At 71.0% G+C, this 26,883-nt stretch carries 24 protein-coding genes and 1 tRNA gene; 5 read left to right on the forward strand and 20 right to left on the reverse strand.

Translation table 11 applies throughout. The features are described from left to right. Positions 1 to 81 precede the first annotated feature (81 nt). Complete coding sequence (clpB, locus tag H1226_RS27275; protein ID WP_258344218.1) at positions 82 to 2,664, reverse strand: ATP-dependent chaperone ClpB; 2,583 nt, start codon at positions 2,662 to 2,664, stop codon at positions 82 to 84. 301 nt (positions 2,665 to 2,965) lie between these two features. Between clpB and H1226_RS27280 the strand changes: the two genes are divergently transcribed. After that, positions 2,966 to 4,555: an alanine/glycine:cation symporter family protein gene (locus tag H1226_RS27280; RefSeq protein ID WP_258344220.1), complete on the forward strand. Its 1,590-nt coding sequence runs from the start codon at positions 2,966 to 2,968 to the stop codon at positions 4,553 to 4,555. Positions 4,556 to 4,699: 144 nt separating this feature from the next. Here H1226_RS27280 and H1226_RS27285 read toward each other — a convergent pair whose 3' ends face one another. From H1226_RS27285 to H1226_RS27305, 5 genes are all read right to left on the reverse strand, one after another. Then, positions 4,700 to 5,512: a YceI family protein gene (locus tag H1226_RS27285; protein ID WP_258344226.1), complete on the reverse strand. Its 813-nt coding sequence runs from the start codon at positions 5,510 to 5,512 to the stop codon at positions 4,700 to 4,702. A 38-nt stretch (positions 5,513 to 5,550) separates the two neighbouring features. After that, positions 5,551 to 8,064, reverse strand: a complete 2,514-nt coding sequence (locus H1226_RS27290; protein WP_258349513.1) for an MFS transporter — start codon at positions 8,062 to 8,064, stop codon at positions 5,551 to 5,553. A gap of 119 nt (positions 8,065 to 8,183) precedes the next feature. After that, the gene (locus H1226_RS27295) at positions 8,184 to 8,735 is read right to left on the reverse strand and encodes a MarR family winged helix-turn-helix transcriptional regulator (RefSeq protein ID WP_224960053.1); all 552 of its coding nucleotides are present in this window, start codon (positions 8,733 to 8,735) and stop codon (positions 8,184 to 8,186) included. A gap of 357 nt (positions 8,736 to 9,092) precedes the next feature. After that, positions 9,093 to 9,584, reverse strand: coding sequence for a MarR family winged helix-turn-helix transcriptional regulator (locus H1226_RS27300; RefSeq protein ID WP_224960055.1), 492 nt, complete (start codon positions 9,582 to 9,584; stop codon positions 9,093 to 9,095). 115 nt (positions 9,585 to 9,699) lie between these two features. Then, the gene (locus H1226_RS27305; protein ID WP_224960056.1) at positions 9,700 to 10,428 is read right to left on the reverse strand and encodes a pyridoxamine 5'-phosphate oxidase family protein; all 729 of its coding nucleotides are present in this window, start codon (positions 10,426 to 10,428) and stop codon (positions 9,700 to 9,702) included. 299 nt (positions 10,429 to 10,727) lie between these two features. Here H1226_RS27305 and H1226_RS27310 point away from each other — a divergent pair, with 299 nt between their 5' ends. Beyond that, positions 10,728 to 11,828, forward strand: coding sequence for a globin domain-containing protein (locus H1226_RS27310; protein ID WP_224960057.1), 1,101 nt, complete (start codon positions 10,728 to 10,730; stop codon positions 11,826 to 11,828). 82 nt (positions 11,829 to 11,910) lie between these two features. Here the strand turns inward: H1226_RS27310 and H1226_RS27315 are convergent, their stop codons facing one another. The 8 genes from H1226_RS27315 to H1226_RS27350 form a co-directional block, all read right to left on the reverse strand. Next, positions 11,911 to 12,372 carry a heat shock protein transcriptional repressor HspR gene (locus tag H1226_RS27315; RefSeq protein WP_304612897.1) on the reverse strand — a complete coding sequence of 154 codons (462 nt, stop codon included), beginning with the start codon at positions 12,370 to 12,372 and terminating at the stop codon, positions 11,911 to 11,913. A 2-nt stretch (positions 12,373 to 12,374) separates the two neighbouring features. Then, positions 12,375 to 13,583: a molecular chaperone DnaJ gene (gene dnaJ, locus H1226_RS27320; RefSeq protein WP_258344231.1), complete on the reverse strand. Its 1,209-nt coding sequence runs from the start codon at positions 13,581 to 13,583 to the stop codon at positions 12,375 to 12,377. A 169-nt stretch (positions 13,584 to 13,752) separates the two neighbouring features. Continuing rightward, positions 13,753 to 14,466 (reverse strand): nucleotide exchange factor GrpE, encoded by a 714-nt coding sequence (gene grpE / locus H1226_RS27325; protein WP_258344233.1) that lies wholly within the window; start codon positions 14,464 to 14,466, stop codon positions 13,753 to 13,755. Then, on the reverse strand, positions 14,463 to 16,346 hold the full coding sequence (dnaK, locus tag H1226_RS27330) for a molecular chaperone DnaK (protein WP_224960060.1): 1,884 nt from the start codon (positions 16,344 to 16,346) through the stop codon (positions 14,463 to 14,465). The genes grpE and dnaK overlap by 4 nt, the downstream gene beginning before the upstream one ends. A 209-nt stretch (positions 16,347 to 16,555) precedes the next feature. Beyond that, a complete protein-coding gene (locus H1226_RS27335) occupies positions 16,556 to 17,392 on the reverse strand; it encodes a DUF4097 family beta strand repeat-containing protein (protein WP_258344242.1) in 837 nt (278 codons plus the stop codon). 82 nt (positions 17,393 to 17,474) lie between these two features. Then, complete coding sequence (locus tag H1226_RS27340) at positions 17,475 to 18,059, reverse strand: TetR/AcrR family transcriptional regulator (RefSeq protein WP_224960063.1); 585 nt, start codon at positions 18,057 to 18,059, stop codon at positions 17,475 to 17,477. Beyond that, positions 18,056 to 18,379, reverse strand: a complete 324-nt coding sequence (locus H1226_RS27345; protein ID WP_224960064.1) for a DMT family transporter — start codon at positions 18,377 to 18,379, stop codon at positions 18,056 to 18,058. Before H1226_RS27345 ends, H1226_RS27340 begins: the two co-directional genes overlap by 4 nt. 88 nt (positions 18,380 to 18,467) lie before the next feature. Beyond that, positions 18,468 to 18,932 carry a DUF1707 SHOCT-like domain-containing protein gene (locus tag H1226_RS27350; protein ID WP_258344245.1) on the reverse strand — a complete coding sequence of 155 codons (465 nt, stop codon included), beginning with the start codon at positions 18,930 to 18,932 and terminating at the stop codon, positions 18,468 to 18,470. 439 nt (positions 18,933 to 19,371) lie between these two features. Between H1226_RS27350 and H1226_RS27355 the strand changes: the two genes are divergently transcribed. Continuing rightward, complete coding sequence (locus tag H1226_RS27355; RefSeq protein WP_258344246.1) at positions 19,372 to 21,708, forward strand: (Fe-S)-binding protein; 2,337 nt, start codon at positions 19,372 to 19,374, stop codon at positions 21,706 to 21,708. A 69-nt stretch (positions 21,709 to 21,777) separates the two neighbouring features. Here H1226_RS27355 and H1226_RS27360 read toward each other — a convergent pair whose 3' ends face one another. The 5 genes from H1226_RS27360 to dcd form a co-directional block, all read right to left on the reverse strand. Beyond that, positions 21,778 to 22,110: a PIN domain-containing protein gene (locus H1226_RS27360; protein ID WP_258344251.1), complete on the reverse strand. Its 333-nt coding sequence runs from the start codon at positions 22,108 to 22,110 to the stop codon at positions 21,778 to 21,780. Between the two features lie 2 nt (positions 22,111 to 22,112). After that, positions 22,113 to 22,571, reverse strand: coding sequence for a helix-turn-helix domain-containing protein (locus H1226_RS27365; protein ID WP_258344253.1), 459 nt, complete (start codon positions 22,569 to 22,571; stop codon positions 22,113 to 22,115). Positions 22,572 to 22,764: 193 nt separating this feature from the next. Beyond that, positions 22,765 to 23,004, reverse strand: a complete 240-nt coding sequence (locus H1226_RS27370) for a hypothetical protein (protein WP_258344255.1) — start codon at positions 23,002 to 23,004, stop codon at positions 22,765 to 22,767. A gap of 303 nt (positions 23,005 to 23,307) precedes the next feature. Continuing rightward, entirely contained in the window at positions 23,308 to 24,714 is a 1,407-nt protein-coding gene (locus tag H1226_RS27375; RefSeq protein WP_258344256.1) for a sugar porter family MFS transporter, read from the reverse strand. A 270-nt stretch (positions 24,715 to 24,984) separates the two neighbouring features. Next, a complete protein-coding gene (dcd, locus tag H1226_RS27380) occupies positions 24,985 to 25,569 on the reverse strand; it encodes a dCTP deaminase (RefSeq protein WP_224960069.1) in 585 nt (194 codons plus the stop codon). Between the two features lie 81 nt (positions 25,570 to 25,650). Between dcd and H1226_RS27385 the strand changes: the two genes are divergently transcribed. Then, positions 25,651 to 25,721, forward strand: a tRNA-Gly gene (locus H1226_RS27385). Between the two features lie 77 nt (positions 25,722 to 25,798). On the opposite strand, the gene H1226_RS27390 is transcribed toward H1226_RS27385, so the two are convergent. Then, positions 25,799 to 26,122, reverse strand: coding sequence for a TetR family transcriptional regulator C-terminal domain-containing protein (locus H1226_RS27390; protein ID WP_258344258.1), 324 nt, complete (start codon positions 26,120 to 26,122; stop codon positions 25,799 to 25,801). Here H1226_RS27390 and H1226_RS27395 point away from each other — a divergent pair. Continuing rightward, complete coding sequence (locus H1226_RS27395) at positions 26,093 to 26,869, forward strand: alpha/beta fold hydrolase (protein ID WP_258344261.1); 777 nt, start codon at positions 26,093 to 26,095, stop codon at positions 26,867 to 26,869. The two genes, H1226_RS27390 and H1226_RS27395, sit on opposite strands and share 30 nt — an antisense overlap. Positions 26,870 to 26,883: the final 14 nt, after the last annotated feature.

Raw genomic sequence — 26,883 nt, forward strand, 5'->3', positions numbered from 1 at the left:
GAGCCACCGGTGAAATCGGTCCCGCAGCGAGGGAACCGCTGAGGTTCCGGCACCCGCCCCCCGATCAGGCCGAGAAGACGGTCACTCCGCCCGAACGGTCAAGGCCGAGTTGTCGTCGGCCACGTCCACCAGGACCGCGTCCCCGTCCCGCACCTCGCCCGACAGCAGCTGCTTCGCCAGCTGGTCGCCGATCGCGGACTGCACGAGCCGCCGCAGCGGACGTGCCCCGAACACCGGGTCGAACCCGTTGAGCGCCAGCCAGTCCCGCGCGGCGGGCCGCACGTCGAGGGTGAGCCGCCGCTGGGAGAGCCGGTCCGCCAGCCGCTCCACCTGGATGTCCACGATGGACGTCAGCTCCTCGGTGGACAGCGAGTGGAACACCACCATGTCGTCGAGCCGGTTGAGGAATTCCGGCTTGAACTGCTGGCGCACCACGGACAGCACCGCTTCGTCGCGCTGCTGCTCGGTCAGGTTCGGGTCCGCGATGGCCTGCGAACCGAGGTTCGAGGTGAGCACCAGGATGGTGTTCCGGAAGTCCACCGTGCGCCCCTGGCCGTCGGTGAGCCGGCCGTCGTCGAGCGCCTGCAGCAGCACGTCGAACACGTCCGGGTGCGCCTTCTCGACCTCGTCCAGCAGCACCACCGAGTACGGCCTGCGCCGCACCGATTCGGTGAGCTGGCCGCCCTGGTCGTAGCCGACGTAGCCGGGCGGGGCGCCGACGAGGCGGGCCACCGAGTGCTTCTCGGAGTACTCGCTCATGTCGATGCGGATCATCGCCCGCTCGTCGTCGAACAGGAACCCGGCGAGCGCCTTCGCCAGCTCGGTCTTGCCCACGCCGGTCGGCCCGAGGAACAGGAACGATCCGGTGGGCCGGTCGGGGTCGGCGACGCCCGCGCGGGCGCGGCGCACCGCGTCGGACACGGCGCGCACCGCTTCGGCCTGGCCGACGACCCGGGTCTCCAGCTCGTCCTCCATCCGCAGCAGCTTCGCGGTCTCGCCTTCGAGCAGCCGGCCGGCGGGGATGCCGGTCCAGGAGCTGACCACGTCGGCGACGTCGTCGGGCGTGACCTCCTCCTGCAGCATGGCCTTCTGCTCGGTCTGCGCCTCGGTGGCGGTGGCGAGCTCCTTCTCCAAGGCGGGGATGCGGCCGTAGCGCAGTTCGGCGGCCTTGCCGAGGTCGCCGTCGCGTTCGGCGCGGTCGGATTCGCCGCGGAGCTGTTCGAGCTGCGTCTTGAGGTCGCGGACCTTGTCGATGGACTCCTTCTCGCCCTGCCAGCGCGCGGTGAGCTCGGAGAGCCGTTCGCGGCGGTCGGCGAGTTCGCCGCGCAGGGTGGCGAGCCGTTCGACGGAGGCGACGTCGGTCTCCTTGGCCAGCGCCATCTCCTCGATCTCCAGGCGGCGCACGGCGCGTTCCACCTCGTCGATCTCCACCGGCCGCGAGTCGATCTCCATGCGCAGCCGGGACGCGGCCTCGTCCACGAGGTCGATGGCCTTGTCCGGCAGGAACCGCGCGGTGATGTACCGGTCGGAGAGCGTGGCGGCGGCGACGAGCGCGCCGTCGGTGATCCGCACGCCGTGGTGCACCTCGTAGCGCTCCTTGAGCCCGCGCAGGATCGCGACGGTGTCCTGCGGGCTCGGTTCGCCGACCATGACCTGCTGGAAGCGGCGTTCCAGCGCGGCGTCGGTCTCGATGTGCTCGCGGTACTCGTCGAGGGTGGTGGCGCCGACCATGCGGAGCTCGCCGCGGGCCAGCATCGGCTTGATCATGTTGCCCGCGTCCATCGCCCCTTCGCCGGTGGCACCGGCGCCGACGATGGTGTGCAGCTCGTCGATGAACGTGACGACCTCGCCCGCGGAGTCGGTGATCTCCTTGAGCACGGCCTTGAGCCGCTCCTCGAACTCGCCGCGGTACTTGGCGCCGGCGATCATCGAGCCGAGGTCGAGGGCGACGACGCGCTTGCCGCGCAGCGATTCGGGCACGTCACCGGCGACGATGCGCTGGGCGAGGCCTTCGACGATGGCGGTCTTGCCGACGCCGGGTTCGCCGATGAGCACCGGGTTGTTCTTGGTGCGCCGGGACAGCACCTGGACGACGCGCCGGATCTCCGAGTCGCGGCCGATGACCGGGTCGAGCTCACCGCCGCGGGCGCGCGCGGTGAGGTCCTGGCCGTACTTCTCCAGGGCCTGGAAGGTGCCTTCCGGGTCGGGGCTGGAGACCCGGGCCGAGCCGCGCACCTTCGCGAAGGCGTCGCGGAGCGCCTCGGGGGTGGCGCCGTGCCTGCGGAGCAGGTCGGCGACCTGGCCGCCTTCGGCCGCGAGACCGACCAGCAGGTGCTCGGTGGAGACGTAGTCGTCGCCCATCTCGGTGGCCAGGTGCTGGGCGTGGGTCACGGCCTTGAGCGCGTCGCGGGACAGCTGCGGCGCGGACACGGTGGAGCCGGAGGCCGCGGGCTGCGCGTTGATCAGCGCTTCGACCTCGCGGCGCACGTCCGCGACGTCGGCCTCGACCGCGGTCAGCAGCGGCGCCGCGATGCCGTCGCCCTGCGCGAGCAGCGCGCCGAGCAGCCGGGCGGGGCCCACGTCCGGGTTGCCCGCCACCGTGGCGGCCTGGGCCGCCGAGGAGATCGCCTGTTGGGTCTTGGTCGTCGGGTTGAAAGCGTCCATTCCTCCACCTCGCCGGGGCGTCGCGCGCGAGCCTCCATGCTCGCGCCGAGCGCCCGCCGTGCAACACCGGCGGAGGCCCCGGCGCGGCGGGCGAAACGGAACCTCCGCATGAAAGTTGAGTCCGTTGCGCTCAACCATACACCCGTCGCGGCCGACTGGGCATCCCTTCGGCCGTCCGCCCCGTTCCGCTCACCCGTTCGACGGGTTGCCGATCACCGCGGGTCACAAAACGGGGGCGAATTCACCCACTGGTCACCGAAAAGCATTGAGTCCCAATTGTCGCCTTGGTCCACTACCCGCCATGCCCGACACATCCGGCCCGCCACCGGCGAGCCCGCTCCCGCACACCGAGGTGCTCGCCGCCGGGGACGGCGCGCTCTCCGCGGTCGAGAACACCATCAACACCGTCTTCGAGCCGATCTCCGACTGGTTCTCGAACCTCGTGTTCGGCGAACTCACGCTGTTCGGCGTCACGTTCCCCTGGATCGTGGCCTGGCTGGTGATCGCCGCCGCCACGTTCACCGTCGCGTTCGGCTTCATCCAGTTCCGCTCGCTGGGCCTGTCGCTGGCGCTGGTCCGCGGGAAGTACTCCCGCCCGGACGACCCCGGCGAGATCACCCACTTCCAAGCGCTCTCCTCCGCGGTCTCCGCGACGGTCGGCCTCGGCAACATCGCCGGTGTCGGGGTCGCCGTCACCGTCGGCGGCCCCGGCGCGACCTTCTGGATGATCGTGTGCGGCCTGCTGGGCATGTGCACCAAGTTCGTCGAATGCACCCTCGGCGTGAAGTACCGCGACATCCACGAGGACGGCACCGTCTCCGGCGGCCCCATGCAGTACCTGCGCAAGGGCATCGCCGAACGGTTCCCCGGCGGCTTCGGCGCCCGGCTCGGCAAGGTGCTGGCCGTGCTCGCCGCGATCATGATCCTGTTCTTCGGCATCGCCGGGGGCAACATGTTCCAGGCGAACCAGACCTTCGCCCAGCTGCGCAACGTCACCGGCGGCGAGCAGGGCTGGCTGGGCGGGGACGGCGCCGCGCTCGTCTTCGGGCTGGTGCTGGCCGCGCTGGTCGGCGCCGTCATCATCGGCGGCATCAAGTCCATCGGCGCCGTCACCAGCAAGCTGGTGCCGACGATGGCGATCATCTACGTGGTGGCCTGCCTGATCGTGATCGGCGTGAACATCACCTCGGTGCCCGCCGCCCTCGGCGAGATCGTGCGCGGCGCGTTCACCCCGGCCGCCGGGTTCGGCGGGGCGATCGGCGTGCTGATCATCGGGTTCCAGCGGGCCGCGTTCTCCAACGAGGCGGGGCTCGGCTCGGCGCCGATCGCGCACTCCGCGGTCAAGACCCGGCACCCGGTGAGCGAGGGCTTCGTCGCGCTGCTCGAACCGTTCGTGGACACCGTGATCATCTGCACCATGACGGCGCTGACCATCGTCATCGCCCGCACCGAGTTCTGGCTCGACGCGCAGCGGCAGGTGCTCGGCGGCGGGGAGACCCCGGACGGGGTCACCGTCACCTCCGAGGCGTTCGCGACCGTGCTGCCGTGGTTCCCGTACGTGCTGACGCTCGCGGTGGCCCTGTTCGCCATCTCCACGATCATCACCTGGGGCTACTACGGGCAGCGGGCGTGGCTGTTCCTGTTCGGCAAGTCCAAGGCGAAGGAGACCGCCTACAACGTGCTGTTCTGCGCGTGCACCGTGATCGGCTCGGTGCTGACGCTGACCAGCGTGCTCGACTTCGCGGACGCGGTGCTGTTCGCGCTCGCCCTGTTCAACATCATCGGGCTGTACCTGCTGCTGCCCGTGGTCAAGCGCGAGCTCCGGAGCTTCCGCGAGAAGCTGCGCACCGGGGAGGTGGCCCCGGTCGAACCGCCGGAGAAGGTGGGCTGACCACCCCCGACGTGCGAGAGGGGCGCTCGCCCCCGGCGAACGCCCCTGCTCACGTGTTCCGCCCGCCCCCGTGCGGGCGGAACCTCCGCGCGGCCGCTCCGGCCCGGCCCCGTCCGGGATCCGGAGCGCCGCGAGGTCTCCGGCTCAGTCCTGTCGCACCGCCTGCACGTCGATGTCCACCCGCAGGGTGGTGCCGATCGCGGCGATGCCGGTGCGTAGCGCCTGGTTGAAGGTGATCGCGAAGTCCTCGCGCCGCAGCTCCGCGGTGGCCGACGCGGACGCCCGCGAACCGCCCCACGGGTCCGGCCCGACGCCCGCGTAGTGCGTGTCCAGCACCACCGGCCGCGTGACGCCGCACAGCGTCAGCTCACCGGCGAGTTCCCAGCGCTCACCGCCCGCGGGCCGCAGCCCGGTCGCGGTGAACGTGATCTCCGGGTGCTGCTCCACGTCGAGGAAGTCGGCGGTGCGCAGGTGCGCGTCCCGCTGCTCGTTGGCGGTGTCCACGCTGGCCGCGGTGATCCGCACCGCCACGCCCGTGGACTCGATCGGGTCGCCGACCCGGACCTCCCCGCTGAACTCGGTGAAGCGCCCGTGGATGCTGGTGATGCCGAGGTGGCGGGCGCTGACCCGGATCGACGAGTGCGCCGGATCGATCACCCAGGTCCCCGGCGCGGGCAGCTCGTTGCCGCCCGCCCGGCTCAGCTCCAGCACGCCCAGCGCCGCCTCCTGCCCGTCCCGGACCAGCGTGGTCCGGGCCAGCGGCTCGTAGCCGAGGTTGGTGACGATCGCCGTGTACGTGCCGGGTGCGAGCCCGCCGGCGACGGCGGCGCCGTCCTCCGCGGTCTGCACCCGCGCGGCCTGCGCGCCCGCCCCGTCGATGAGGGTCAACGCCGCTCCCGGCACCGGCCACCCGTCCCCGGTGCGCACCTGCGCCGTCACCGATCCGGCTCCGCTCACCTGCGTACCGCTCCTTCCGCTCCGCACCGCGGTCATGCTCAGTGCCCCAATTCGACGTCGTGCGTGGTGCGCGCCCCGGCGAGCCGCAGCGGTGCCGCGACCGGCGGGTAGCCGGTGGCGATGACCGTGTAGTCCCCGTCGGGCAGGTCGGTGAACGCGTAGCCGCCCTCGGCGTCGGTGGTGACGGCGCTGACGACCTCACCGGCGGCGTCGAGCAGGGTGACCCGGGCGTCCGGGACCGGCAGCCCCAGGTTCGCCGACCGCACCACGCCGGTCAGCGCGGCCCCCGCTTCCAGCTCCACGTCCAGCGCGACCCGCTCGCCGTCCGCGACGGCCACCGGGGTGGCGACCGGGCGGAAGCCCTCGGCGGTGGCGGTCAGCGCGTAGGAGCCGCCGACGAGGTCGGTGAACGCGTAGCTCCCGTCCGGCCCGCTCGCCAGGGAGCCGACGACCTCGCCGCGCAGGTCGGTCAGCACCACGGTGGCCCCGGAGATCTCGCGGTCGCCGCAGTGCACGACGCCGCCGACCCCGCCGGACCCGAACATCCGCACGTCGTGGCGGACCGGCTTGTCGCTGACCACGACCATCGAGGCGGTCGGCTGGTACGTCCCGGCGGCCGCGATCAGCACGTAGGTGCCGCCGCGGGGGACGTCGAGCCGGTAGCCGCCGTCGGCGTCGGTGCGGGCGCGCTCGACCTGCCTGCCGAGCGAGTCGGTGAGGGTCAGCACCACCCCGGCGACCGGGTTGCCGGTGGAGTCCTGCGCGGACCCCTGCACGTACAGCCCGCCGCCGCTCGTGCCGGCTCCGGCGAGATCGCCGGCCAGGTGCCGCCCGTTCCCGTTGCTCCCGGCGCTCGCTTGCGTCGTTGACCAGGAACGGGAGTGGTTGCCCACAGAGTTGTCCACAGGCTCGCCGAAGTGCGGTGCCGCCGCGTGCGACCCCCCTGCAAGCTGCGCGGAACCACTCTGGCGGGTGAGCGGCGTCGTCTCCGCGCCGACCGAGTTGTCCACAGGAAGCGGTTGGTTATCCACAGTTTCCGCCCGGACTTCGTCTTGGGATTCGATGGTCCGCCGCAGCGGGACCTCCTTGATGAACACCACCGCCAGCAGCGTGATCACCGAGATGCAGGCGGAGACCAGGAAGATGTCACCGATCGCGTCGCCGTAGGCGGAGCGCACGATCTCCTGCATCGGGCCGGGCAGCGCGTCCACGTTCAGCGAACCGCCGCCCGCTCCGCCCGCGCCGACCGGGATGCCCATCCGCGCCAGGCCGTCGTTGACGTAGTCGGTGACCCGCGAGGCCAGCACCGCGCCCAGCACCGACACCCCGGCGGAACCGCCGAGCGTCCGGAAGAACGTGACGACCGAGGTCACCGAACCGACGTTCTTGCCGGTGGTGACGTTCTGCACCGTCAGCACCAGGTTCTGCATCAGCGAGCCGACGCCGATGCCCATCAGCGCCAGGTAGAACCCGATCAGCACGAGGTTCGTGGTGTGGTCCATGGTCGCCAGCAGGCCCATGCCGACCACGAGCACGATCGAACCGAAGATCAGGAACGGCTTCACCTTGCCGCTGCCCCGGGAGATGATCTGCCCGGAGATGGTGGAGGACAGGAACAGCCCGAGCACCATCGGCAGCGTCATCAACCCGGCGTGCGTGGGGCTGAAGCTGCGGGCGATCTGGAAGTACTGCCCGAGGAACACCGACCCGCCGAACATGGCGGTGCCGACCGCGACGGTGCCGATGGTCGCCAGCGTCACCGTGGGGTTGCGGAACATGCTCAACGGCACGATCGGTTCCGGGAACCGCGATTCGATGATCATCGCGATGATCAGCGCGACCACGCCACCACCGACGTAGGCGGCGGTCTCCGGCGAGGCCCAGTCGAACTGCTTGCCCGCCATCGAGACCCACACCAGCAGCAGGCTCACGCCGCCGACGAGGAACAGCGCGCCGAACCAGTCGATGCGCACCGGCCGCTTGATGACCGGCAGCTTCAGCGTGCGGCCGAGGACGATGAACGCGATCACCGCGATCGGCACGGTCACCCAGAAGCACCAGCGCCAGCCGAGCCACGAGGTGTCCACGATGAGTCCGCCGACGAGCGGCCCGCTGACCGTGGCGACCGCGAAGGTGGCGCCGATGTAACCGCTGTAGCGACCGCGTTCCCGCGGCGAGACCATCGCGGCGATCACGACCTGGATCAGGGCCTGCAACCCGCCCATGCCGATGCCCTGCACGGCGCGGAACGCGATGAGCTGCGGCATCGTCTGGGCGAACCCGCCGAGCACCGAGCCGAGGGTGAACACGGTGATCGCGATCTGGTACAGCAGCTTCTTGCTGAACAGGTCGGAGAGCTTGCCCCAGATCGGGGTGGAGGCGGTGGAGGTCAGCAGCATCGCCGTGACCACCCAGGTGTACTGGCTCTGGCTGCCGCCGAGGTCGGACAGGATGCGCGGCAGGGCGTTGGACACGATCGTCGAGCTGAGGATCGCGACCAGCAGCGCGAGCATCAGCCCGGACATCGCTTCCAGGATCTGGCGGTGCGTCATGGGCGAGTCGGCGGCGACCTGGTGGCGGCCGCCGTCCCGGTGCGCGGCGGACTCGCCGTCAGCGGGCCGGCCGGTCGGCGGCGAGCTCGTCGACGGGGCTTCGCCGATGGTCGAGCGGGTCATCGAGTTCCTTCCTGGGACGACGCGGCGGGGCGTCGGTCGTCGGCGGGCACCTGCGGCTGGGCCGGGTGCGAGGTTCCTTCGTGGGCCGCGAGGTGCTCGGGGAGCACGGCGCGGCGGAGGTCGGCGGCGGCGGTGTCGAGCAGTTCGGCCAGGTCGCGCACGCGGGAGTCGTCCCAGTCGCTGAGCGCGTGGCTGAGCCATTCGGCGCGGTGCCGCTCGATGCGGGCCAGCGCCTGCTCGCCTTCCTCGGTGGCGCGCAACAGGGACACCCGGCGGTCCTGCGGGTCGGCGCGGCGGGTGATCAGCCCGGCGCTTTCGAGCTGGGACACCTGCCTGCTGACCACGGACGCGTCGACGAAGCGGTGCGCGGCGAGCTCGGAGGCCCGCGATTCCCCGCAGTGCACGAGCTCGCCGAGGAGTCCGCTGGCCGCGTACGGCAGGTCGGTCCGGGCTTGCTGGTTGAGGATCTGCACCGCGGTCTGCTTGAGCCCCATCAACGCGCGGAGGGGCCGCAGCAGTTCGCTGCACGTTTCCGGTGTCGGTCCCACGAGCCACTCCTTTAGTTGCTGCACGCAACTATAAAGAGGTTAGTTGCAGAAGGCAACTTATCCAGAAGTGGGACGCCCCACGCCGCCGCCGGGAATACCGCAGCCGGACGCCGAGCCGCGAGGGCTGCCTGCCTGGGAACCCGCCCGGCAGGTCATGTCCGTTGCCTGTCAGCGGCGAAGCCGCTGAGCAGAAAACACGCACGCAGCAGGACCACTCGCGGGTTCTCAGCTGGTTCCTCGCGAGGACAGCGATTTCTCCTGTGGCGGAGCCACCGGTGAAATCGATCCCGCAGCGAGGAAGCAGCTGAGGTTCCGCCACCCGACCACCACGCAAAACGAGCCCGAAGAGACGATCAGTCAGAACATGCGGTTGAGTTTTGCCAGGAGGCGGGAGAGGTCCTGCAGGTCCTCGGTGCTCCAGTGCGCGAACTCGCCGTGCAGGTGCTTGCGCCGCTGCTTGCGGACCTGCGCCAGCCGGGACCGGCCCGACGCGGACAGCTGGATGCGGCGCGCCCGGCCGTCGTCCGGATCCGGCACCCGCTCCAGCAGGTCCAGCTCGACGAGCGTCGCGATCTGCCTGCTGACCGTCGACTTGTCCAGCCCGGTCCGGTCGGCGACGTCCATGCCGCGCAGCGAACCCGCGTCGTCCACCATCAGCAGCAGGCTGTAGGACGCCGGGTCGAGGTCCGGGTGGACCTGCGAGGCCACGGTCATCGAGAAGTTGCGGGCGCGCCGGAACATCATGACGAGTTCGCGCTCGACCGCTTCGGCCGCGCCCCTGCGCTCCCGGTCCGGCGCGCCCGCACCGGTGGCCGGGCCGTTCGCCGGCGTTTCGATCCGCTCGATCACGGCTGTGTTCTCCGCCCGCCGTCCTGCACTGGCGCGTCGCTCCGCGCGGCACCAGTGTCCCTTTCGCCCAGTGTCCTCCCACTGCAGGGGTGGTCGCGGCCCGCTCCGCCGGCGCTCAGTCGGTGAAGTAGCTGCCGCCCTTGCGCTTCGCGTCGTCGGTCCCCCAGCTGCGCTTGCGCAACATCGGGACCATGCGCGGGATGTGCTTGCGGCAGTGGATGTAGGCCTCCTCCACCTCGACGACCACCCAGCGCTCCGGAGTGCGACCGCGGTCGAACTCGACGGGCAGCTCGGGGTGCCGGGCGCGCAGGTCGGAGTCCTCGACGATCTCCGCGGTGCCGTTGACGTGCAGGCCGATCAGGTCCTCGGTGAAGTCGACCATCAGCATGCCGAGGTGCGGGTTCTCGCTGATGTTGCCGAGGCTGGCCATCACGCCGTTGCCGCGGTACTCGGGGTAGGCGAGGTGGTGGTCGTCGAGGACCTCGATGAAGCCGGGCGGACCCGCGCGGAGGCTGGCGTCGCACTCGCCGCCGCCGTCGGCGGTCGCCACGAACGCCATCTCCATCCGCGCGATGAACTCGCGCATCCGGGTGTTGAGGTGGTCGAGGACCTGGTCGTCGTAGAACCGCCGGGCCCGCTTCTCGGTGCCGTGGGCCTCCTGCAGCAGGTGCTCGCCGGTGGAGCCGGGCAGTTCCGCCGCGGGGCGCTCGTCGACCTCGGTGCTCCGGCGCGATCGGCGAGGCGTGTCGGGGCCGGGCGCGGTGCTCGGCGCGGTCGGCCGCCGGTTCGCGTGGTCGGCGCGGCCGCCGCTGGTGGGCTCGGCGGTCTGAGTTTCGGGACGCACGCGCACAGAGTGACATGCGACCGACACGACCCACACCATCAGACGCAGGTTTCCCCGCTACATATCCGACTTCCTCGACGTTGAGTAGTCGAAACGCCCTCAAACGTGGCATCAATAGTGTGAGGACACGACGAAGCGTTATGGTCCTCGACGTCGGGGGACATCACGCAATGCAGCAGTGTGCACCTGACCCGGATGCCCACCGACTTCGTGGAGACCGCGACCGAACCATGTCAGCGAACGCCGTACTGAGCCCGGGCCCCCGTCCGAACCGGCCGACACCGGAACGCGCGAGCCAGATGGTCCACCTGATCCGGGAGAGCTGGGCCGGCATCGACGCTCGTTCCGACGAAGTCGCCAGGTTCTTCTACGCCATGCTGTTCAGCATCGCGCCGAACACCCGCGAACTGTTCTCCGCCAACATGGAGACCGTCCGCGACCGGCTGATGCGGGCGCTCGTGCACATCATCCAGATGATCGACCGGCCCGACGACCTGCTGCCGTTCCTGCACCAGCTCGGCAGGGACCACCGGAAGTTCGGCGTCGTCTCCCAGCACTACGAAGCCGTCGGCACCGCGCTGCTCGCCGCCATCAAGAAGCACTCCGGGCCCGCCTGGACCCAGGAGGTCGAACGCGCCTGGGCCGAGGCGTACACCGTGATGGCCACCGCCATGATCAGCGCGGCGAACGAGGACGACGGGCCCGCCTGGTACGACGGCGAAGTCATCGGCCACACCCGCCTCAACCGCGAACTCGCGGTGATCCGGGTCGAGACCGATCACCCGGTGCCCTACCACCCCGGCCAGTACGTCAGCGTCGAAGTCCCGCAGCGGCCGCGGCTGTGGCGGTACCTGAGCCCGGCCAACATGCCCGGCGAGGACGGCGTCCTCGAATTCCACGTCCGCGCCGTCGACGGCGGCTGGGTCAGCCGCGCGCTCGTCGGCCACGCCCAGCGCGGCGACCGGTGGCGGATCGGCTCACCGATGGGCCAGCTGCACGTGGACCGGGAGAACCCGCGGGACGTGCTGATGATCGCGGGTGGCACCGGGCTCGCCCCGATGCGCGCCATCGTGGAGGACCTCGCCCAGTACGGCGAGAACCCGCAGGTCCGGCTGTACTACGGGGGCCGCACCCGCGAAGACCTCTACGACCTGGCGAACCTGCAGCGGGTGGCGATGACCAACCCGTGGTTCACCGTCGTCCCGGTCCTGGAGCAGGACCCGAGCGCGACCGGCGCCGAGCAGGGATCGCTGGCCGACGCCGTCGCCCGCCACGACTGGTCGCAGCGGGAAGTGCTGATCAGCGGCTCCCCGGCGATGGTCCGCGCCACGGTGTCGAAGCTGCTGGTCACGGGAGTCCCGCTGGACCAGATCCACTACGACCCGTTCTCCTTGGACTGATCTCCGCGCGCCCGCGTCGGGTCGCGCAGAGGTCGCCGGGGTTCCGCCGTCCGAGCTCGTCGCGGCGGGACCGGGCGGACGATCAGCGGCGGGAGTCCGGTTTCCAGACGACCAGGGCGGTCTCCTGGTGCACGGGCACGAGGTCCCGGCGGTAGGAGGCGTGCACCCGCGCCGCGGTCTGCTCGGCCGCGGCGTGCGCGGCGGTGAGCTCCTCCAGCAGGCCCTGCACCTTGTCGCGCAGGGCGTCCACCTCGTTCTCCAGCTCGATGATCCGCTTCACGCCGGCGAGGTTGACGCCTTCCTCCTGGGAGAGCCGCTGCACCTCGCGCAGCAGCGCGATGTCCCGCGCCGAGTAGCGCCGCCCGCCGGCCGGGGTGCGCCCCGGCGAGACCAGCCCGAGCCGGTCGTAGCTGCGCAGCGTCTGGGCGTGCAGCCCGGAGAGCTCCGCGGCCACCGAGATCACGAACATCGGCGTGTCCTCGTTGGCCCCCGGCGGGAATCCGATCGTGACGTTCAGCCGCGAGCTTCGTGGACCGTCACCCATGACTACCTCCCGAGCAGCTCGTCCCACTCCGCACGCGGATCGTGGTCCGCCGTGGCCTCCGCGTAGGACCGCAGCGCCTCCGCCGCCGCGTCGTCCAACTTGGACGGCACCGCGACCTGCAGCGTGACCAGCAGGTCACCGCTGCCACCCGCCTTCCGGCCGACGCCCTTGCCGCGCACCCGCAGCGTCCGGCCGCTCGCGGTGCCCGGCTGCACCTTCAGCGAGACCTTCCCGTCGAGCGTCGGCACGGTCAACGTAGTGCCCAGCGCCAGCTCGGGGAAGGTCACCGGACAGGTGACGGTGAGATCATCACCGGATCGTCCGAACACCCGGTGCGGGTTGACGTGGACGACCACGAACAGGTCACCCGCCGCCGCGCCGTTGCGCCCGGGTTCGCCCTGACCGGCCAGCCGGATCCGCTGCCCGTCGTTGACCCCGGACGGGATCCGCACGGTCAACGTGCGGGTGCGGGTCGCGACTCCCTCGCCCCGGCAGTCCGGGCACGGGTCGTCGATGATCTGCCCGCGGCCGCGGCAGTCCGGGCAGGGCTCGCTGAACGCGAACGCGCCCTGGTTCCGGGTCACCAGGCCCGCACCGGAGCAGGTGCTGCAGGTGCGCGCCCGGGTTCCCGGCTTCGAGCCGGACCCGTGGCAGGTCAGGCAGGTGGCCGGGCTGGACAGCCGCAGCGGCACGGTCGCACCGCGGACCGCCTCGGCGAAGTCGATGCGGACCTCGGTCTCCACGTCGGAGCCGCGCTGCGGCCTGCTCGCGCCGGCGGTACCGCCGCGGCGACCGGCGCCACCGCCGCCGAACAACCCGCCGAACAGGTCGCCGAGCCCGCCGGCGCCCCCGCCGCCGGGTCGCGGCCCGGCGCCACCGCCGAACAGGTCGCCCAGGTCGAACCCGCCCGCGCCACCGGTGCCCGCGCCGCCGCCGAAACCGCCGAAGCCGCCCTGGCCACCGCCGAAACCGCTGCCGAACAGCCGGCGCGCCTCGTCGTACTGCTTGCGCTTCTCCGGGTCGGAGAGCACGCCGTAGGCCTCGGAGACCGCTTTGAACTTGGATTCGGCGGCGCTGTTGCCGGGGTTGGCGTCGGGGTGGTTCTCCCGCGCCAGCTTCCGGTACGCCTTCTTGATCTCGTCAGCGCTCGCGTCGGACGAGACGCCCAGCTCGCCGTAGAAGTCCTTGTCGAGCCATTCCCTGGCACTCACCGGGCGCCCCTCCTTCCGCTTCGCTGTCGCACTGCACCGGCCTCGGCCGGCATGGTCGTCGCCGTCGGCGCGAACCCGACCCCGCCCGGCCGCGATGGCCAGGCGAGGCCACGCGGGACGCGGCCTCCCGTATCGGTCGTGCCGCGTTCCGCCGAGCGGGGTCGTGATCTCACTGTGCCGTGTCCTCGCCGGTCTCGGCACCGCTCTCCGGTGGTGCCGCCGCTTCCGGCTCGTGATCGGTGACGGCGACCATGGCGGGCCGCAGCACCCGGTCGCCGAACCGGTAGCCACGCCGCATGACGGTCGTGACGGTCGGTCCGGACACCTCCGAGGAGGTCGTGTGCTGCACGGCCTCGTGCACCGACGGGTCGAACTCGTCGCCCTCGGCGCCGAAGGCCACCAGGCCCGCGTTGTTCAGCGAACCGACGAGCTTGTCGGCCACCGCCTTGAACGCGCCGGTGAGGTCACCGTGCGAATCGGCCCGCTCCAGGTCGTCGAGCACGGTGAGCAGGTCACCGGCCACCGACGCCTTGGCCGCGTTGGCGACCGATTCGCGGTCCCGCTCGGTGCGCCTGCGGTAGTTCGCGTACTCGGCGGTGACCCGCTTGAGGTCCTCGGTGAGCTCGTCGACCTGCTTGCGCAGCTCGGCGTCCGCACCGTCCTCGGCCTCGGGCGCCTCCTCGGCGGCGGCGCCTTCACCGACCTTGGCGAGTTCCTCGTCCAGCGTGCCGGACATGCTCTCCGCCACCTGCCCCTGCTCGGTGGCGGCCCGGGGTTCACCGGTCTGCGGATCGATCCGCCTGCGGTCCCGGACCACCACCGGCTCCTGTTCGTCCTGCGGCGACTGCTGCCGGTCGGAGTCGCCTGAGCTCTCGGTGGTCACTTCTTCTTCTTTTCGTCCTCGTCGTCCACGATCTCGGCGTCCACCACGTCCTCGGCGCCACCGCTGGTCGCACCGGCACCGGCGGTCGCACCCGCCGCGTCACCGGCCGCACCGGCGGCACCGGCCGCGGCGTCGGCACCCGCGTCGGCGTAGAGGGCCTGGCCCAGCGCCTGGGACTCGGTGGCCAGCTTCTCGACCCCGGCCTTGATGGCGGCGACGTCCTCGCCCTTCAGGGCTTCCTTGACCTCGTCGACGGCCGACTTGACCTTGGTCTTGGTCTCCTCGGGCAGCTTCTCGTCGTTGTCGGTGAGGACCTTCTCCGTCTGGTAGACGAGGGTCTCCGCCTGGTTGCGGGCCTCCGCCTCCTCGCGGCGGTTCTTGTCCTCCTCGGCGTGCGCCTCGGCGTCGGAGACCATCCGGTCGATGTCCTCCTTCGGCAGCGCGGAGCCGCCGGTGATGGTCATCGACTGCTCCTTGCCGGTGCCGAGGTCCTTCGCGTTGACGTGCACGATGCCGTTGGCGTCGATGTCGAAGGAGACCTCGATCTGCGGCACGCCCCGCGGCGACGGCGGCAGCCCGGTGAGCTCGAACATGCCGAGCTTCTTGTTGTGCGCCGCGATCTCGCGCTCGCCCTGGAAGACCTGGATCTGCACCGACGGCTGGTTGTCATCCGCGGTCGTGAAGGTCTCGGAGCGCTTGGTCGGGATCGTGGTGTTGCGCTCGATCAGCTTGGTCATGATGCCGCCCTTGGTCTCGATGCCCAGGGACAGCGGGGTGACGTCCAGCAGCAGGACGTCCTTGACCTCACCGCGCAGCACACCGGCCTGCAGGGCGGCGCCGACGGCGACGACCTCGTCCGGGTTCACGCCCTTGTTCGGCTCGCGACCACCGGTGAGCTCCTTCACGAGCTCGGTGACCGCGGGCATCCGGGTGGAGCCGCCGACGAGCACGACGTGGTCGACGTCGGCGACCTTCACGCCCGCGTCGCGCACCACGGCCTCGAACGGCTTGCGGGTGCGCTCCAGCAGGTCGGAGGTGATGCGCTGGAACTCCGCACGGCTCAGGGTCTCGTCGAGGAACATCGGGTTCTTCTCGGAGTCCACCGTGATGTACGGCAGGTTGATGTTGGCCGTGGAGGAGCTGGACAGCTCGATCTTGGCCTTTTCCGCGGCTTCCTTGATCCGCTGCAAGGCCATCTTGTCCTTGGTCAGATCGATGCCGTTGGAGGTCTTGAACTTCTCGACCAGCCAGTCGACGATGCGCTCGTCCCAGTCGTCGCCACCGAGGTGGTTGTCACCGCTGGTGGCGCGGACCTCGACGACGCCCTCGCCGATCTCCAGCAGGGACACGTCGAACGTGCCGCCACCGAGGTCGAAGACGAGGATCGTCTGCTCCTTCTCGCCCTTGTCGAGGCCGTAGGCCAGCGCGGCGGCCGTCGGCTCGTTGACGATGCGCAGCACGTTGAGGCCCGCGATCTGGCCGGCCTCCTTGGTGGCCTGGCGCTGGGCGTCCTCGAAGTAGGCCGGGACGGTGATCACCGCGTCGGTGACGTCGTCGCCCAGGTAGGCCTCGGCGTCGCGCTTGAGCTTCATCAGCACTCGCGCGCTGATCTCCTGCGGCGTGTACGCCTTGTCGTCGATGTCCGTCTTCCAGTCGGTGCCCATGTGGCGCTTGACCGACCGGATGGTGCGGTCCACGTTCGTGACCGCCTGGTTCTTCGCTGGCTGACCCGTGAGGATCTCGCCGTTCTTCGCGAAGGCGACGATGGACGGCGTCGTCCGCGAGCCCTCGGAGTTGGCGATGACCGTCGATTCACCGCCTTCGAGGACGGAAACGACGGAGTTGGTCGTCCCCAGGTCGATGCCGACCGCTCGCGCCATGGATGGTTCCTCCTGCTTCCCTGATCTTGCGCCCCGGACCGGGTAGTCCGTTGAGCCTTGCCGACTCAAGTTTTACCCCCGGCCCGCTCCGGTCGTCAAACCGGGTTGAGCGCACTTCGCTCAACGTTTCTGCCTGGACAACGCCTGAGCTGCGGCGGAAGTTCCCGGGAAGCCGTCGAGATCCGGGTCACGCACCCGGCGCGCGGCCGTCAGGCGGCGGAGACGCGGACCGAACCGGTCCCGGTCCGCAGGTCGAGCCGTCGCGGCGAGCCCGGATCGGTGGCCACCTCGACGTCCTGCGAGCCGAGGCCCGCCGCCGCGTCCACCCGGTACGCGCCGTCGGGCACGACGACCGCGACGGTGCCCGTTCCGGTCTCGGCCCGCACGCTGCGCGGCGCGGTGAGCTCCAGGTCGATGGAGCCGGTGCGCGCCTCGGCCACGACGTTCGCGCCGGCGAGCCCTTCGCCGTCGATCCGGCCGGTCCCGGTGGACACCGCCACGTCGCCGCCGAGCTCGCGCAGCTCGACGCCGCCCGCGCCGCTGCGCACCCGCACCGGCCCGGCGACCTCGGAGATCCGCACCTCGCCCGCGCCCGCTTCGAGCCGGGCGGAGGCCATGCCGTCGACCTCCAGGGCTCCCGCGGCGCCGCCGCCCTCGACCGGGACCGCGGCGGGCAGGTCCACCTCGTAGTCCGCCGAGCAGTCGTCCGGGCAGCCGGGCAGCACGAGCACGCCACCTTCGACGCGGTGCAGCGCCGCCGCGTCCGGCGGCCGGTCGCGGGCCCGTTCGCGCACCTCGCCGCGCGCGCCCGGCACGTGCCGGACCACCACGTCCCCGTCGGTGCGGTCGAGGCGCACCGAGCTGATGCCGGGCAGCTCCGCGATGACCTCGGACCGCTCGCCCCGGTCCGCGCGACCGCCGCCCCAGCGCACCTCGCCGCCGTTCCAGCCCCAGCCGACCTCGTCGCGCTCGGCCCGGTCGCACCCGATGACCAGCCCGGCCACCAGCAGGCAGGCCGCACCCGCGGCCGCGAGTCCCGTTCGCACCACGCACCTCCAGCTCGGCCCGCACGGTAACGACCGCGAGCCGCCCCCGGCCGGAGGATCGCGGGTGCGTCGCCCGACCGGGTCAGCCGACCTCGGCGCCCAGCGGCCGGAGCAGGAAGCGCAGCACCGGCTCGAAGTCCGCGGCGCCGGGCGGTTCGTCGGCGATCAGCGCCTGCATCAGCAGCCCGTCCACCGCGGCGAAGAAGGCGGTGACCACCTCGGGGGGCACGTCGAGCCCGCGGTCCACCTGCCCCGCGGCGACCTCGATCCACCGGCGGGCGGCCGGGCGCAGCGCGGGCCTGCGGGCGGCCAGCAGGTACAGCTCGTACTCGGCGATGGTCCGCGCCCGCCTGCCGTCGACGAGCAGCGCGAGGTTCTCCGCGATGGTCCGCGCCCACGCGCCCGCGTCCGCCGGGGTGCGGGCGCGCATCCGCCCGATGTCGGCGACGAGCAGGTCGACGCTCTCCAGCAGCGTCGCGACCAGCAGCTCGTCGATCCCGGTGAAGTAGTAGGAGATCGACGCGGCGGGCACGCCCGCCTCGCGGGCGATGGCGCGATGGCTGGTCCCGGCGATGCCGTCGCGCTCGACGACGCGGAGGGTGGCGTCGAGGATCGCGCGCCTGCGGCGTTCGCCCTTGGCGCGGCGGCCGTCGGTCCCGGCGGTCAATGCGCGCCGCCCAGCTCCAGCGCCACCACACCGCCGATGATCAGCGCGAGTCCGCCGAGCTGCACCGCGGTGATGCTCTCGCCGAGGAAGGCGACGCCGATGAGCGCGATCAGCGCGACGCCGGCCCCGGACCAGATCGCGTACACCACGCCGACCGGCAGCCCGGCCTTGAGCACCAGCCCGAGCGCGGCGAACGCGGCGCCGTAGCCGAGCACGACCAGCACCGAGGGGAGCGGCCGGCTGAACCCCTCGGAGAGCTTCAGCGAGACGGTGCCGACCACCTCGGAGCAGATCGCCATCGCCAGCAGCAGGTACGCCACCCGGTCCCCCCTCGGAGAAAGTTGAACAGTCGCCCTAGTTCTTTCTCCCGAAGGTTACGCCTGCTCCCGGCGGGCGGGGCAGGACCGGTCAGCGCTCCAGCCGGCGCGCAGCCGGCTCGCCGTCCCCGTTCTCGTCGTCCCCGGAGCCGTCGGAGTCGCCGTGCCCGAACAGCGCTTGCGAGACGAGCACCACGGCCCAGATGCCCAGCGGGAAGATCGGGAAGAAGAAGATCGGGCCGCCGCCGGCCAACGAGATCACCGCCCAGATCCCGACCAGCAGGAACCCGGTCTGCGCCCAGTCCCGCCACTCCTTGCGGATCCGGGGCGCGCGGGACCGCTTCGCGGGCGGTGCGGCGGCCTCCGCGGCGGCGGGCAGGTCCGCGGTGAGCGGCACCAGGTCGGCCCGGGTGACGGCCGCGTAGGCGTCGCGGACCCGCTCGTCGTACTCGGCCAGGCCCAGCCGGCCTTCGCCGAAGGCCGCCCGCAGCCGCTCGGCGACCTGCTCGCGGTCGGCGTCGGAGGCGCGCACGGCGGGCTGCTCGGCGTCGTCCATCGTCTTTCCCCCATGATCTCGATGACGTCGCGACCAGGGCGGTCGCCGCTCATCCGAGAGACATCCAGGATACGCCGCGGCACCTCCGCGGGTGGCCGCGTCGATCAGGTTGCGGCCGGTGCGGGCGATAAGTGGCGAACGTCGCACCCGCCCGCGCCGGGCGGCGCACGGCGGGGTCGGCCGCCCGGCGGTGGCGCGGAGCGGGCCGGGACGTCGCGCCCAGCAGCGAGAACGCGGCACTCGGTGCCACTGCGCGGTGGCCGCCACCACGGCGAACATCCCCCCACGCGCAAAGCTGCACGATCGCCCAACTAGTTTTTCGGCAGGGCGTTGCGCAGAATCACCCCGTTCCCACCACGCCGGAGCCCCGCTGGTTACCGATCGGTAATAAGGCGTACGCTCCTCAAACGGACAACCCCCGAACATGGAGGCCGCGAGCATGGGTGCTCTGCAGCTGGTCCTGGGCCTGATCTGCCTGGCCGTGACGGCCGTCGCGGTGGTCATGGTCGTCAGGACCGTGCGGCGGATGATCTCGTCCATCCGCCTCGGACAACCCGACCCGACCAGGCGCGGCCCGTTCGGGGCGAGGTTCGGCAACATGGTCAAGGAGATCTTGGGCCACACCAAGATGCTCAAGTTCGGCCACGTCGGCGTCGCGCACTGGTTCGTGATGGTCGGTTTCGGCGGCCTGAGCCTGAGCGTGCTGGAGGCCTACTTCGAGGTCTTCGTGCCGACCTTCGAGACCCCGCTGCTGAGCTGGTTCGGCCCGTGGAACCTGATCGTCGAACTGCTGGGCATCACCACGGTGCTCGGCGGGTTCTGGCTGATCGGGGTGCGCCAGCTGAACCACCCGCGCCGCGCGGATCGGGTGTCCCGGTTCGAGGGCTCGAACTTCGGCCAGGCGTACTTCGTCGAGGCCGTCGTGGTCCTCGAAGGCTTCGGGATCATGGGCCTGCGGGCGTTCAAGCAGGCCTCCGGGCTGTTCGAGGCGCCGTTCTGGTCCTCGCCGCTGACCTACGCGCTGGGCGGCATCCTCCCGTCGAGCACCGCCGCCATCTCGATCTTCGCCGGGTTCAAGATCCTGTCCGCGATGATCTGGGTGATCGTGATCGCCTCGAACATCACGATGGGCGTGGCCTGGCACCGCTTCACCGCGTTCTTCAACATCTACTTCAAGCGCGAGGCCGGCGACGGCCGGGCGCTGGGCGCGCTGCAGCCGATGATGTCCGGCGGCAAGGAGCTCGACTTCGAAGAGGCCGACCCGGACGAGGACGTCTTCGGCGTCGGCAAGGTCGAGGACTTCAAGTGGAAGGGCTGGCTGGACTTCACGACCTGCACCGAGTGCGGTCGCTGCCAGTCCCAGTGCCCCGCCTGGAACACCGCGAAGCCGCTGTCGCCGAAGCTGCTGATCACCTCGCTGCGCGACCACGCCTACGCCAAGGCCCCGTACCTGCTCGCCGGTGGCAGCAAGGACATGGCAGGCGACGAGGTCGGCATCACCGGTGAGGGCGCCGAGGAGAAGCTCGCGGGCATCAACGCGCTGGCGCTGGCCGAAGCGGAGCGCCCGCTGGTCGGCGGCCCCGACGAGATGGGCGTCATCGACCCCGAGGTGCTGTGGGCCTGCACCTCCTGCGGCGCCTGCGTCGAGCAGTGCCCGGTGGACATCGAGCACGTCGACCACATCGTCGACATGCGCCGCTACCAGGTGCTGATCGAGTCGAACTTCCCGACCGAGCTCGGCGGGATGTTCAAGAACCTGGAGAACAAGGGCAACCCGTGGGGCCAGAACGCCAAGGACCGGCTGAACTGGACCGAGGACCTGGACTTCGAGGTCCCCGTCTTCGACGGTGAGCTCGAAGACGACACCGAGTACGTGTTCTGGGTCGGCTGCGCGGGCGCCTTCGAGGACCGCGCCAAGAAGACCACCCGCGCCGTCGCGGAACTGCTGCACATGGCCGGGGTCAAGTACACCGTGCTCGGCGGCGAGGAGACCTGCACCGGCGACCCGGCGCGGCGCGCGGGCAACGAGTTCCTGTTCCAGATGCTCGCCCAGCAGAACGTCGAGGTGCTGAACTCGGTGTTCGAGGGCCGCGAGCCCGGCAAGCGCAAGATCGTCGCGACCTGCGCGCACTGCTTCAACAGCCTCGCCAACGAGTACTCGCAGCTCGGCGGGAACTTCGAGGTCGTGCACCACACCCAGCTGCTGAACAAGCTGGTGCGGGAGAAGCGCCTCGTCCCGGTCGCCCCGATCGCCGAGGACGTCACCTACCACGACCCCTGCTACCTGGGCCGCCACAACAAGGTCTACACGCCGCCGCGCGACCTGGTCGGCGCCTCCGGCGCGAACTTCCGCGAGATGCCGCGGCACGGCGACCGCTCCATGTGCTGCGGCGCCGGCGGCGCCCGGATGTGGATGGAGGAGCGCACCGGCAAGCGCATCAACGTGGAGCGCGTGGACGAGGCGCTGGGCACCGCGCCCCAGAAGATCGCGACCGGCTGCCCGTTCTGCCGCGTGATGCTCAACGACGGCCTCACCGCCCGCCAGAACGAAGGGGCGGCTTCGGAGAGCGTCGAGATCGTCGACGTCGCGCAGCTGCTGCTGTCCTCGGTCAAGCGCGGTGGCGACGGCGCCTCCGCCCCGGTCGCCGACGGCTCCGCGGAGACCGGCGGTGCTGAGACCGGTGGCGAGGCCGAAGCCAACGGCAAGGCCGACGTCCCCACCGACGCCGAGCCGACCGGCACCCCCCTCCCGGACCAGGACAAGTCCGAGAACTGATCCGCACCGAACGAAGAAGGGGCAGGCCCGCGCGGGCCTGCCCCTTCTCGTTTCAGCACCGCCCGAAGCTCACATCGCCTGCAACGCGGCCGTCGATTCCACCAGCCCGTCGCGCCCCAACACGTGCCGGTCGTCCGGATCCGGCAGATCGAGCACGTCGATCAGCGGCTCGTAGCCTTTGACCAGGCAGTCCCGCACCGCCCTCAGCATCAGCTCGCGCGTGCGATCGAGGTTCCGCGGATCGAGGTCCGGGCGGTTCCGCTGCGTGTTCCGGAACGTCTCGTCCAGGATCTGATCCGTCCACTTGGCCTGCACGAGCCCCGCCTGCGCGAGCCTGATCAGCAAGTCCCGCAGCGTGCTCGGGTACAGGACATCGGCGTCGTAGACGACGGTGAACGCCACGGTCAGTCGAGTCCCATCTCCTGGGTGAGCCGGGTCAGCTCGTCGGCGGCCTCGCGGCGACGCTTGTCGTCCTCGCGCAAGTAGGCGAGGACCGACTCAGCCCGGACTCGGCGATGCGTGCCGACCTTCCGATGGTCGATCTCCCCGGCTTCCAGCAGCCCGACCAGGAACGGACGCGACACGTTGAGCATCTCCGCCGCCTGCTGAGTGGTCAGCTCGGCATGGGACGGCACGACGGACACGCCGGTACCCGCTGCCATGTGGGCGAGCACGCGGGCCAGCAGTTCGACAGCGCCACGGGGGACGACCAACGTTTCGCACCCGTCGTCCTCCACGACGAGCGGAATGCGGCGCTGATCTTGATGCCTGCCGAGGTAGCCCTTGATCCGTTGCAGCGCTTCGTCAGCGACGGCCGCATCGGCCCCGTCAGGTTGGATCGGGTCGAGCGCGAGCGAGTTCATGCCGAATCCCTCCTGTACGACGGCTGGAACCGAACCATCTCCAGACCACATGCAGTATCCGCAACAAACGAAACAAACGTAATACTCGCACCGAGAAGGAGGGGCAGGCCCGCGGTGGGCCTGCCCCTCCTCCGTTCGGTCCGACCCCGGTGAGGTGGCGGGGTTCGCGACCGGGTCGCGCGGTGCGCGTTCGTCAGCCGGCGATCTTCCCGGCGACGAAGTCGCTCACCGGCATGCCCTTGTGCCAACCGGCCTTGCTGTTGCCGTTGCCGACGCCGTTGCCGTTCACCCCGCTCTGGTGCACGCCCACGTTGGTGCCGTCCTGGTTGTTGGTGACGTACCCGTCGGCGAGCGCCGCGGGGGCGGCGAGGGCGCTCAGGCCGAGCATGATTCCGGCGGTGGCTGCGGTCTTCGCGAACTTCGAGAGCTGCATGACTACCTCTCCGTCGTCCTGTGGGTGTGGCGCCGAGCTGTGTCGATCGCCGAATCCAGTCCTACGGGGTGAAGGTCGACTCAGCGCGCTCCACGTCGATCTGCCACCCGTCCCGGTGGTCCTAATCGCGAGAACGGGGGGACTTCGACACCACTGGCCACGAGCGGTGATCAGCCCCCGGGCCGGGTGGCCGCGACCGCGATCGACCTGAGCGCACCGCGGCGCGGAGCGGCGGACACCGCACGCGCGAAGGCGCCCCGGGGGGTGCCCGGGGCGCCTTCGAGACGGGTGGAGGGGGAGCGGTCAGCTGCCCATCTCCTCCAGGGAACGGCCGTTGGTCTCCTTGAGGTAGCGGAGCACGAACACCAGCGAGATCAGCGCGAACGCCGCGTACATGAAGTACGTCGCGGGCAGGTTCCAGTCCCGCAGGCTCGGGAAGCTGACCGTGACCAGCCAGTTCGCCACCCAGTTCGTCATGGTGCCGACGGCCAGCGCCGCGGCGCGGATGCGCGGCGGGAACATCTCGCCGAGCAGCACCCACAGCACCACGCCCCACGAGGCGGCGAAGAACAGCACGAACGCGCTCGCCGAGATCAGCGCGACCACGCCCCAGTTCGGTGGCAGCACCGCGTCCTCGCCGACGACCTCCGCGAAGCTGAACGCCCAACCGGTGACCGCCAGCGAGACGGCCATGCCGATCGAACCGATCACCAGCAGCGGCTTCCGCCCGATCTTGTCGACCAGCGCGATCGCGATAAACGTGCCGACGATGTTCACGATCGAGGTGAACAGGCTCAGCAGCAGCGAGCTGCTCTCCTCGATGCCGACGGACTGCCACAGCGAGGACGAGTAGTAGAAGATCACGTTGATGCCGACGAACTGCTGCAGCGCGGCGATGGCCATGCCGACCCAGACGATCGGCAGCACGCCGAACCCGCCGCGCAGGTCCGAGAACCGCGGCTTGCGCTCGCCGAGCACCCGCCGGATCTCGGCGATCTTGCCGTCCACGTCGCCCGGCTCGATCCCGCTGAGGACCTCGCGGGCCTTGTCGTCCCGGCCGGCGGCCACCAGGTAGCGCGGCGACTCCGGGATCATCGAGGCCAGCACCAGGTACACCAGCGCGGGCACCGCCGCGACGCCGAGCATCCACTGCCAGGCCTGCAGCGGCCCCAGCTCGTTGGAGGCGCTGCCGCCCGCGGCCTCGGCCAGCCCGTAGTTGACCAGCTGGGACAGCGCGATGCCGAGCACGATCGCCAGCTGCTGCAACGAGGTCAACCGGCCGCGGTACGCGGCGGGCGCGACCTCCGCGATGTAGGCGGGCGCGATCACCGACGCGATGCCGATGGCGATGCCGCCGACGATGCGCCAGATCGCCAGGTCCCAGATGGCGAACGGGACGGCGGAGGCGATCGCGCTGATCACGAACAGCACCGCGGCGATCTGCATGACCCGGATCCGGCCGATCCGGTCGGCCAGTCCACCGGCGATGCCGGCACCGACCGCCGACCCCAGCAGCGCCGAGGAGACGACCAGCCCCGTCATCGCGGAACCGACCTGGAAGTAGCTCTGGATGGCGTCGACCCCACCGTTGATCACCGAGGTGTCGTAGCCGAAGAGGAAACCGCCGAGCGCCGCCGCGCTCGCGATCATCACGACGTGCCCCAGGTGCCCGGTCGAGGCACCGGGGTCGCGCGACTGCGTAACCGACATCGAGTTCTCCTGTGCCCGCTCGCCGGTCTGCCTCGCTGCACACCTGGGGAGAGCGCCGGGCTCTGGGGACTTTAGGGTCTGAACCACCTCTTTTCTTCCTCGATTCAGGGTGAGGATGCTCACCGTGGCGACTGAATCGGTCACGTGGTAGTCGCGTGCGCACGCAACGTTGCCGCACGAGCCCTCCTGCCTGCGAGAACAGGACATTCCACGCCGAGGGCGGGCCGTTCGGCGAACGGCCCGCCCTCGGCGGCACGGCGTGCGGAGGCGTCAGTCGCGGCGGGTGTCGACCCGCTGGAAGTTCAGGTGCGCGCGCGACGGCGTGGGCCCGCGCTGGCCCTGGTACCGGGAACCCGCGCGGGTAGTGCCGTACGGGTGCTCCGCGGGGCTGGAGAGCCGGAACAGGCACAGCTGCCCGATCTTCATGCCCGGCCACAGCGTGATCGGCAGGTTCGCCACGTTCGACAGTTCGAGGGTGATGTGCCCGGTGAACCCGGGGTCGATGAACCCGGCGGTGGAGTGCGTGAGCAACCCGAGCCGGCCCAGCGAGGACTTGCCCTCCAGCCGCCCGGCCAGGTCGTCCGGCAGCCGCACCGCTTCGAAGGTGGAGCCGAGCACGAACTCGCCGGGGTGCAGCACGAACGGATCTTCGCCGGTGACCTCCACGGGCGAGGTCAGCTCGTCCTGCTGCTGCGAAGGATCGATGTGGGTGTACTTCGAGTTGTCGAAGACCCGGAAGAAGCGGTCCAACCGGACGTCGATGCTGGACGGCTGGATCATGGCGACGTCGAACGGTTCGAGTTCGAGTCGTCCTTGGTCCAGCTCTGCACGCAGGTCCCGGTCGCTCAGCAGCACGTGGGCAAGCGTATCCGGAGGCCCCCTGGCGATCTTCGGCCGCCTGCCGTGCTAGAGTTGGCCGCGCCGGGAACGGCGAGTGCGGATGTAGTTCAATGGTAGAACATCAGCTTCCCAAGCTGAATACGCGGGTTCGATTCCCGTCATCCGCTCAGAACACGAAGGCCCAGGTCATCGGCAGGATTTCCCCGCCGAGCCTGGGCCTTCGTCGTTTCCCGGAGACGGGACCTCAGCGCCCCTCCTGATCCGCGCGGCCGGCGGGTTCCGGGGCGAGGACCTGGCGCCAGTACCCGGTGACGCTGCGGCGCACCTGATCGACGTCGACGCCACCCGGGTCCAGCAGCAGTTGCAGGGCGATCCCGCGCAGCTGTCCGACGATGGCGACCGCGACATCGTCGGGATCGAGGCCGGGATCGACGACACCGCCCGCGATGCCGGCCTCGACGTCGGCGCGCAGGTCGGCGCGGAAGGCGGCGTCGCGCTCGCGGAAGATCGGGGCCAAGTCGGGTTGAGAGGTGGCTTCGTGCCGCGCACTCCGCTCGTCCTCGTCCACGGCAACCCCGAGACGGCGACCATCTGGGGACCGCTCATCGGGGAACTCGATCGGACCGACGCGGTGGTCCTGTCCCCGCCCGGGTTCGGCGTCCCCGCGCCCCGCAGCTTCGACTCGTCGATGACGGCCTATCGAGGCTGGCTGGCGTCCCAGCTGGAGCTGTTCCGCGCCCCGGTGGACCTGGTGGGTCACGACTGGGGCGGAATCCACGTCGCGGCCCTGGCGATGAGCCGTCCGGACTTGATCCGCAGCTGGGCCTCCGATGCGCTCGGCGTGTTCGCGCCCGACTACGAATGGCATCCGCGGGCGCAGGTGTGGCAGCAGGAGGGGCCGGGGGAAGCCTCGGTGCGGGAGTTGTGGGGCGGCGATCTGGAGCAGCGCCTCGCGGTCGCGTCGGCCCTCGGCATGACCGGCCGCATGGCGGAGCGGGTCGCGGCGGGCATGGATCCCGAGATGGGTCGCGCCGCCCTCAAGCTGTTGCGGTCGGCACGACAGCCCGCGATGTCCGAAGCAGGGCGGCTGCTGCCGAGCGCCGCGGAACGTCCGGGGCTCGCCCTCATCGCCGTCGACGACTTCGAGCGAGCCAGCGGGACGCTGGTGCAGCACGAGTGGGCGGCGCGGCGAGCAGGCGCGCGAACAGCGCATCTCGAAGGCGTGGGCCACTGGTGGCCCGAGGAGACGCCGGCGCCGGTCGCCGAGGCCCTGACGAACTTCTGGGCAGAGCTGCCGGACCCCGAACAGATCTAGTTCGACAGCGCCCC

This window comes from Saccharopolyspora gregorii, from assembly GCF_024734405.1.
Classification (GTDB): Bacteria; Actinomycetota; Actinomycetes; order Mycobacteriales; family Pseudonocardiaceae; genus Saccharopolyspora_C; species Saccharopolyspora_C gregorii.

What these genes read in the sequence shown, in the direction of transcription:
- H1226_RS27290 (WP_258349513.1), bottom strand. Translation starts at nt 8,064, where the DNA reads ATGACGCACCGCCAGATCCTGGAAGCGATGTCCGGGCTGATGCTCGCG.
- H1226_RS27315 (WP_304612897.1), bottom strand. Translation starts at nt 12,372, where the DNA reads ATGGGTGACGGTCCACGAAGCTCGCGGCTGAACGTCACGATCGGATTC.
- H1226_RS27355 (WP_258344246.1), top strand. Translation starts at nt 19,372, where the DNA reads ATGGGTGCTCTGCAGCTGGTCCTGGGCCTGATCTGCCTGGCCGTGACG.
- H1226_RS27280 (WP_258344220.1), top strand. Translation starts at nt 2,966, where the DNA reads ATGCCCGACACATCCGGCCCGCCACCGGCGAGCCCGCTCCCGCACACC.
- H1226_RS27310 (WP_224960057.1), top strand. Translation starts at nt 10,728, where the DNA reads ATGGTCCACCTGATCCGGGAGAGCTGGGCCGGCATCGACGCTCGTTCC.
- H1226_RS27350 (WP_258344245.1), bottom strand. Translation starts at nt 18,932, where the DNA reads ATGGACGACGCCGAGCAGCCCGCCGTGCGCGCCTCCGACGCCGACCGC.
- H1226_RS27375 (WP_258344256.1), bottom strand. Translation starts at nt 24,714, where the DNA reads ATGTCGGTTACGCAGTCGCGCGACCCCGGTGCCTCGACCGGGCACCTG.
- clpB (WP_258344218.1), bottom strand. Translation starts at nt 2,664, where the DNA reads ATGGACGCTTTCAACCCGACGACCAAGACCCAACAGGCGATCTCCTCG.
- H1226_RS27365 (WP_258344253.1), bottom strand. Translation starts at nt 22,571, where the DNA reads ATGAACTCGCTCGCGCTCGACCCGATCCAACCTGACGGGGCCGATGCG.
- H1226_RS27370 (WP_258344255.1), bottom strand. Translation starts at nt 23,004, where the DNA reads ATGCAGCTCTCGAAGTTCGCGAAGACCGCAGCCACCGCCGGAATCATG.
- dnaK (WP_224960060.1), bottom strand. Translation starts at nt 16,346, where the DNA reads ATGGCGCGAGCGGTCGGCATCGACCTGGGGACGACCAACTCCGTCGTT.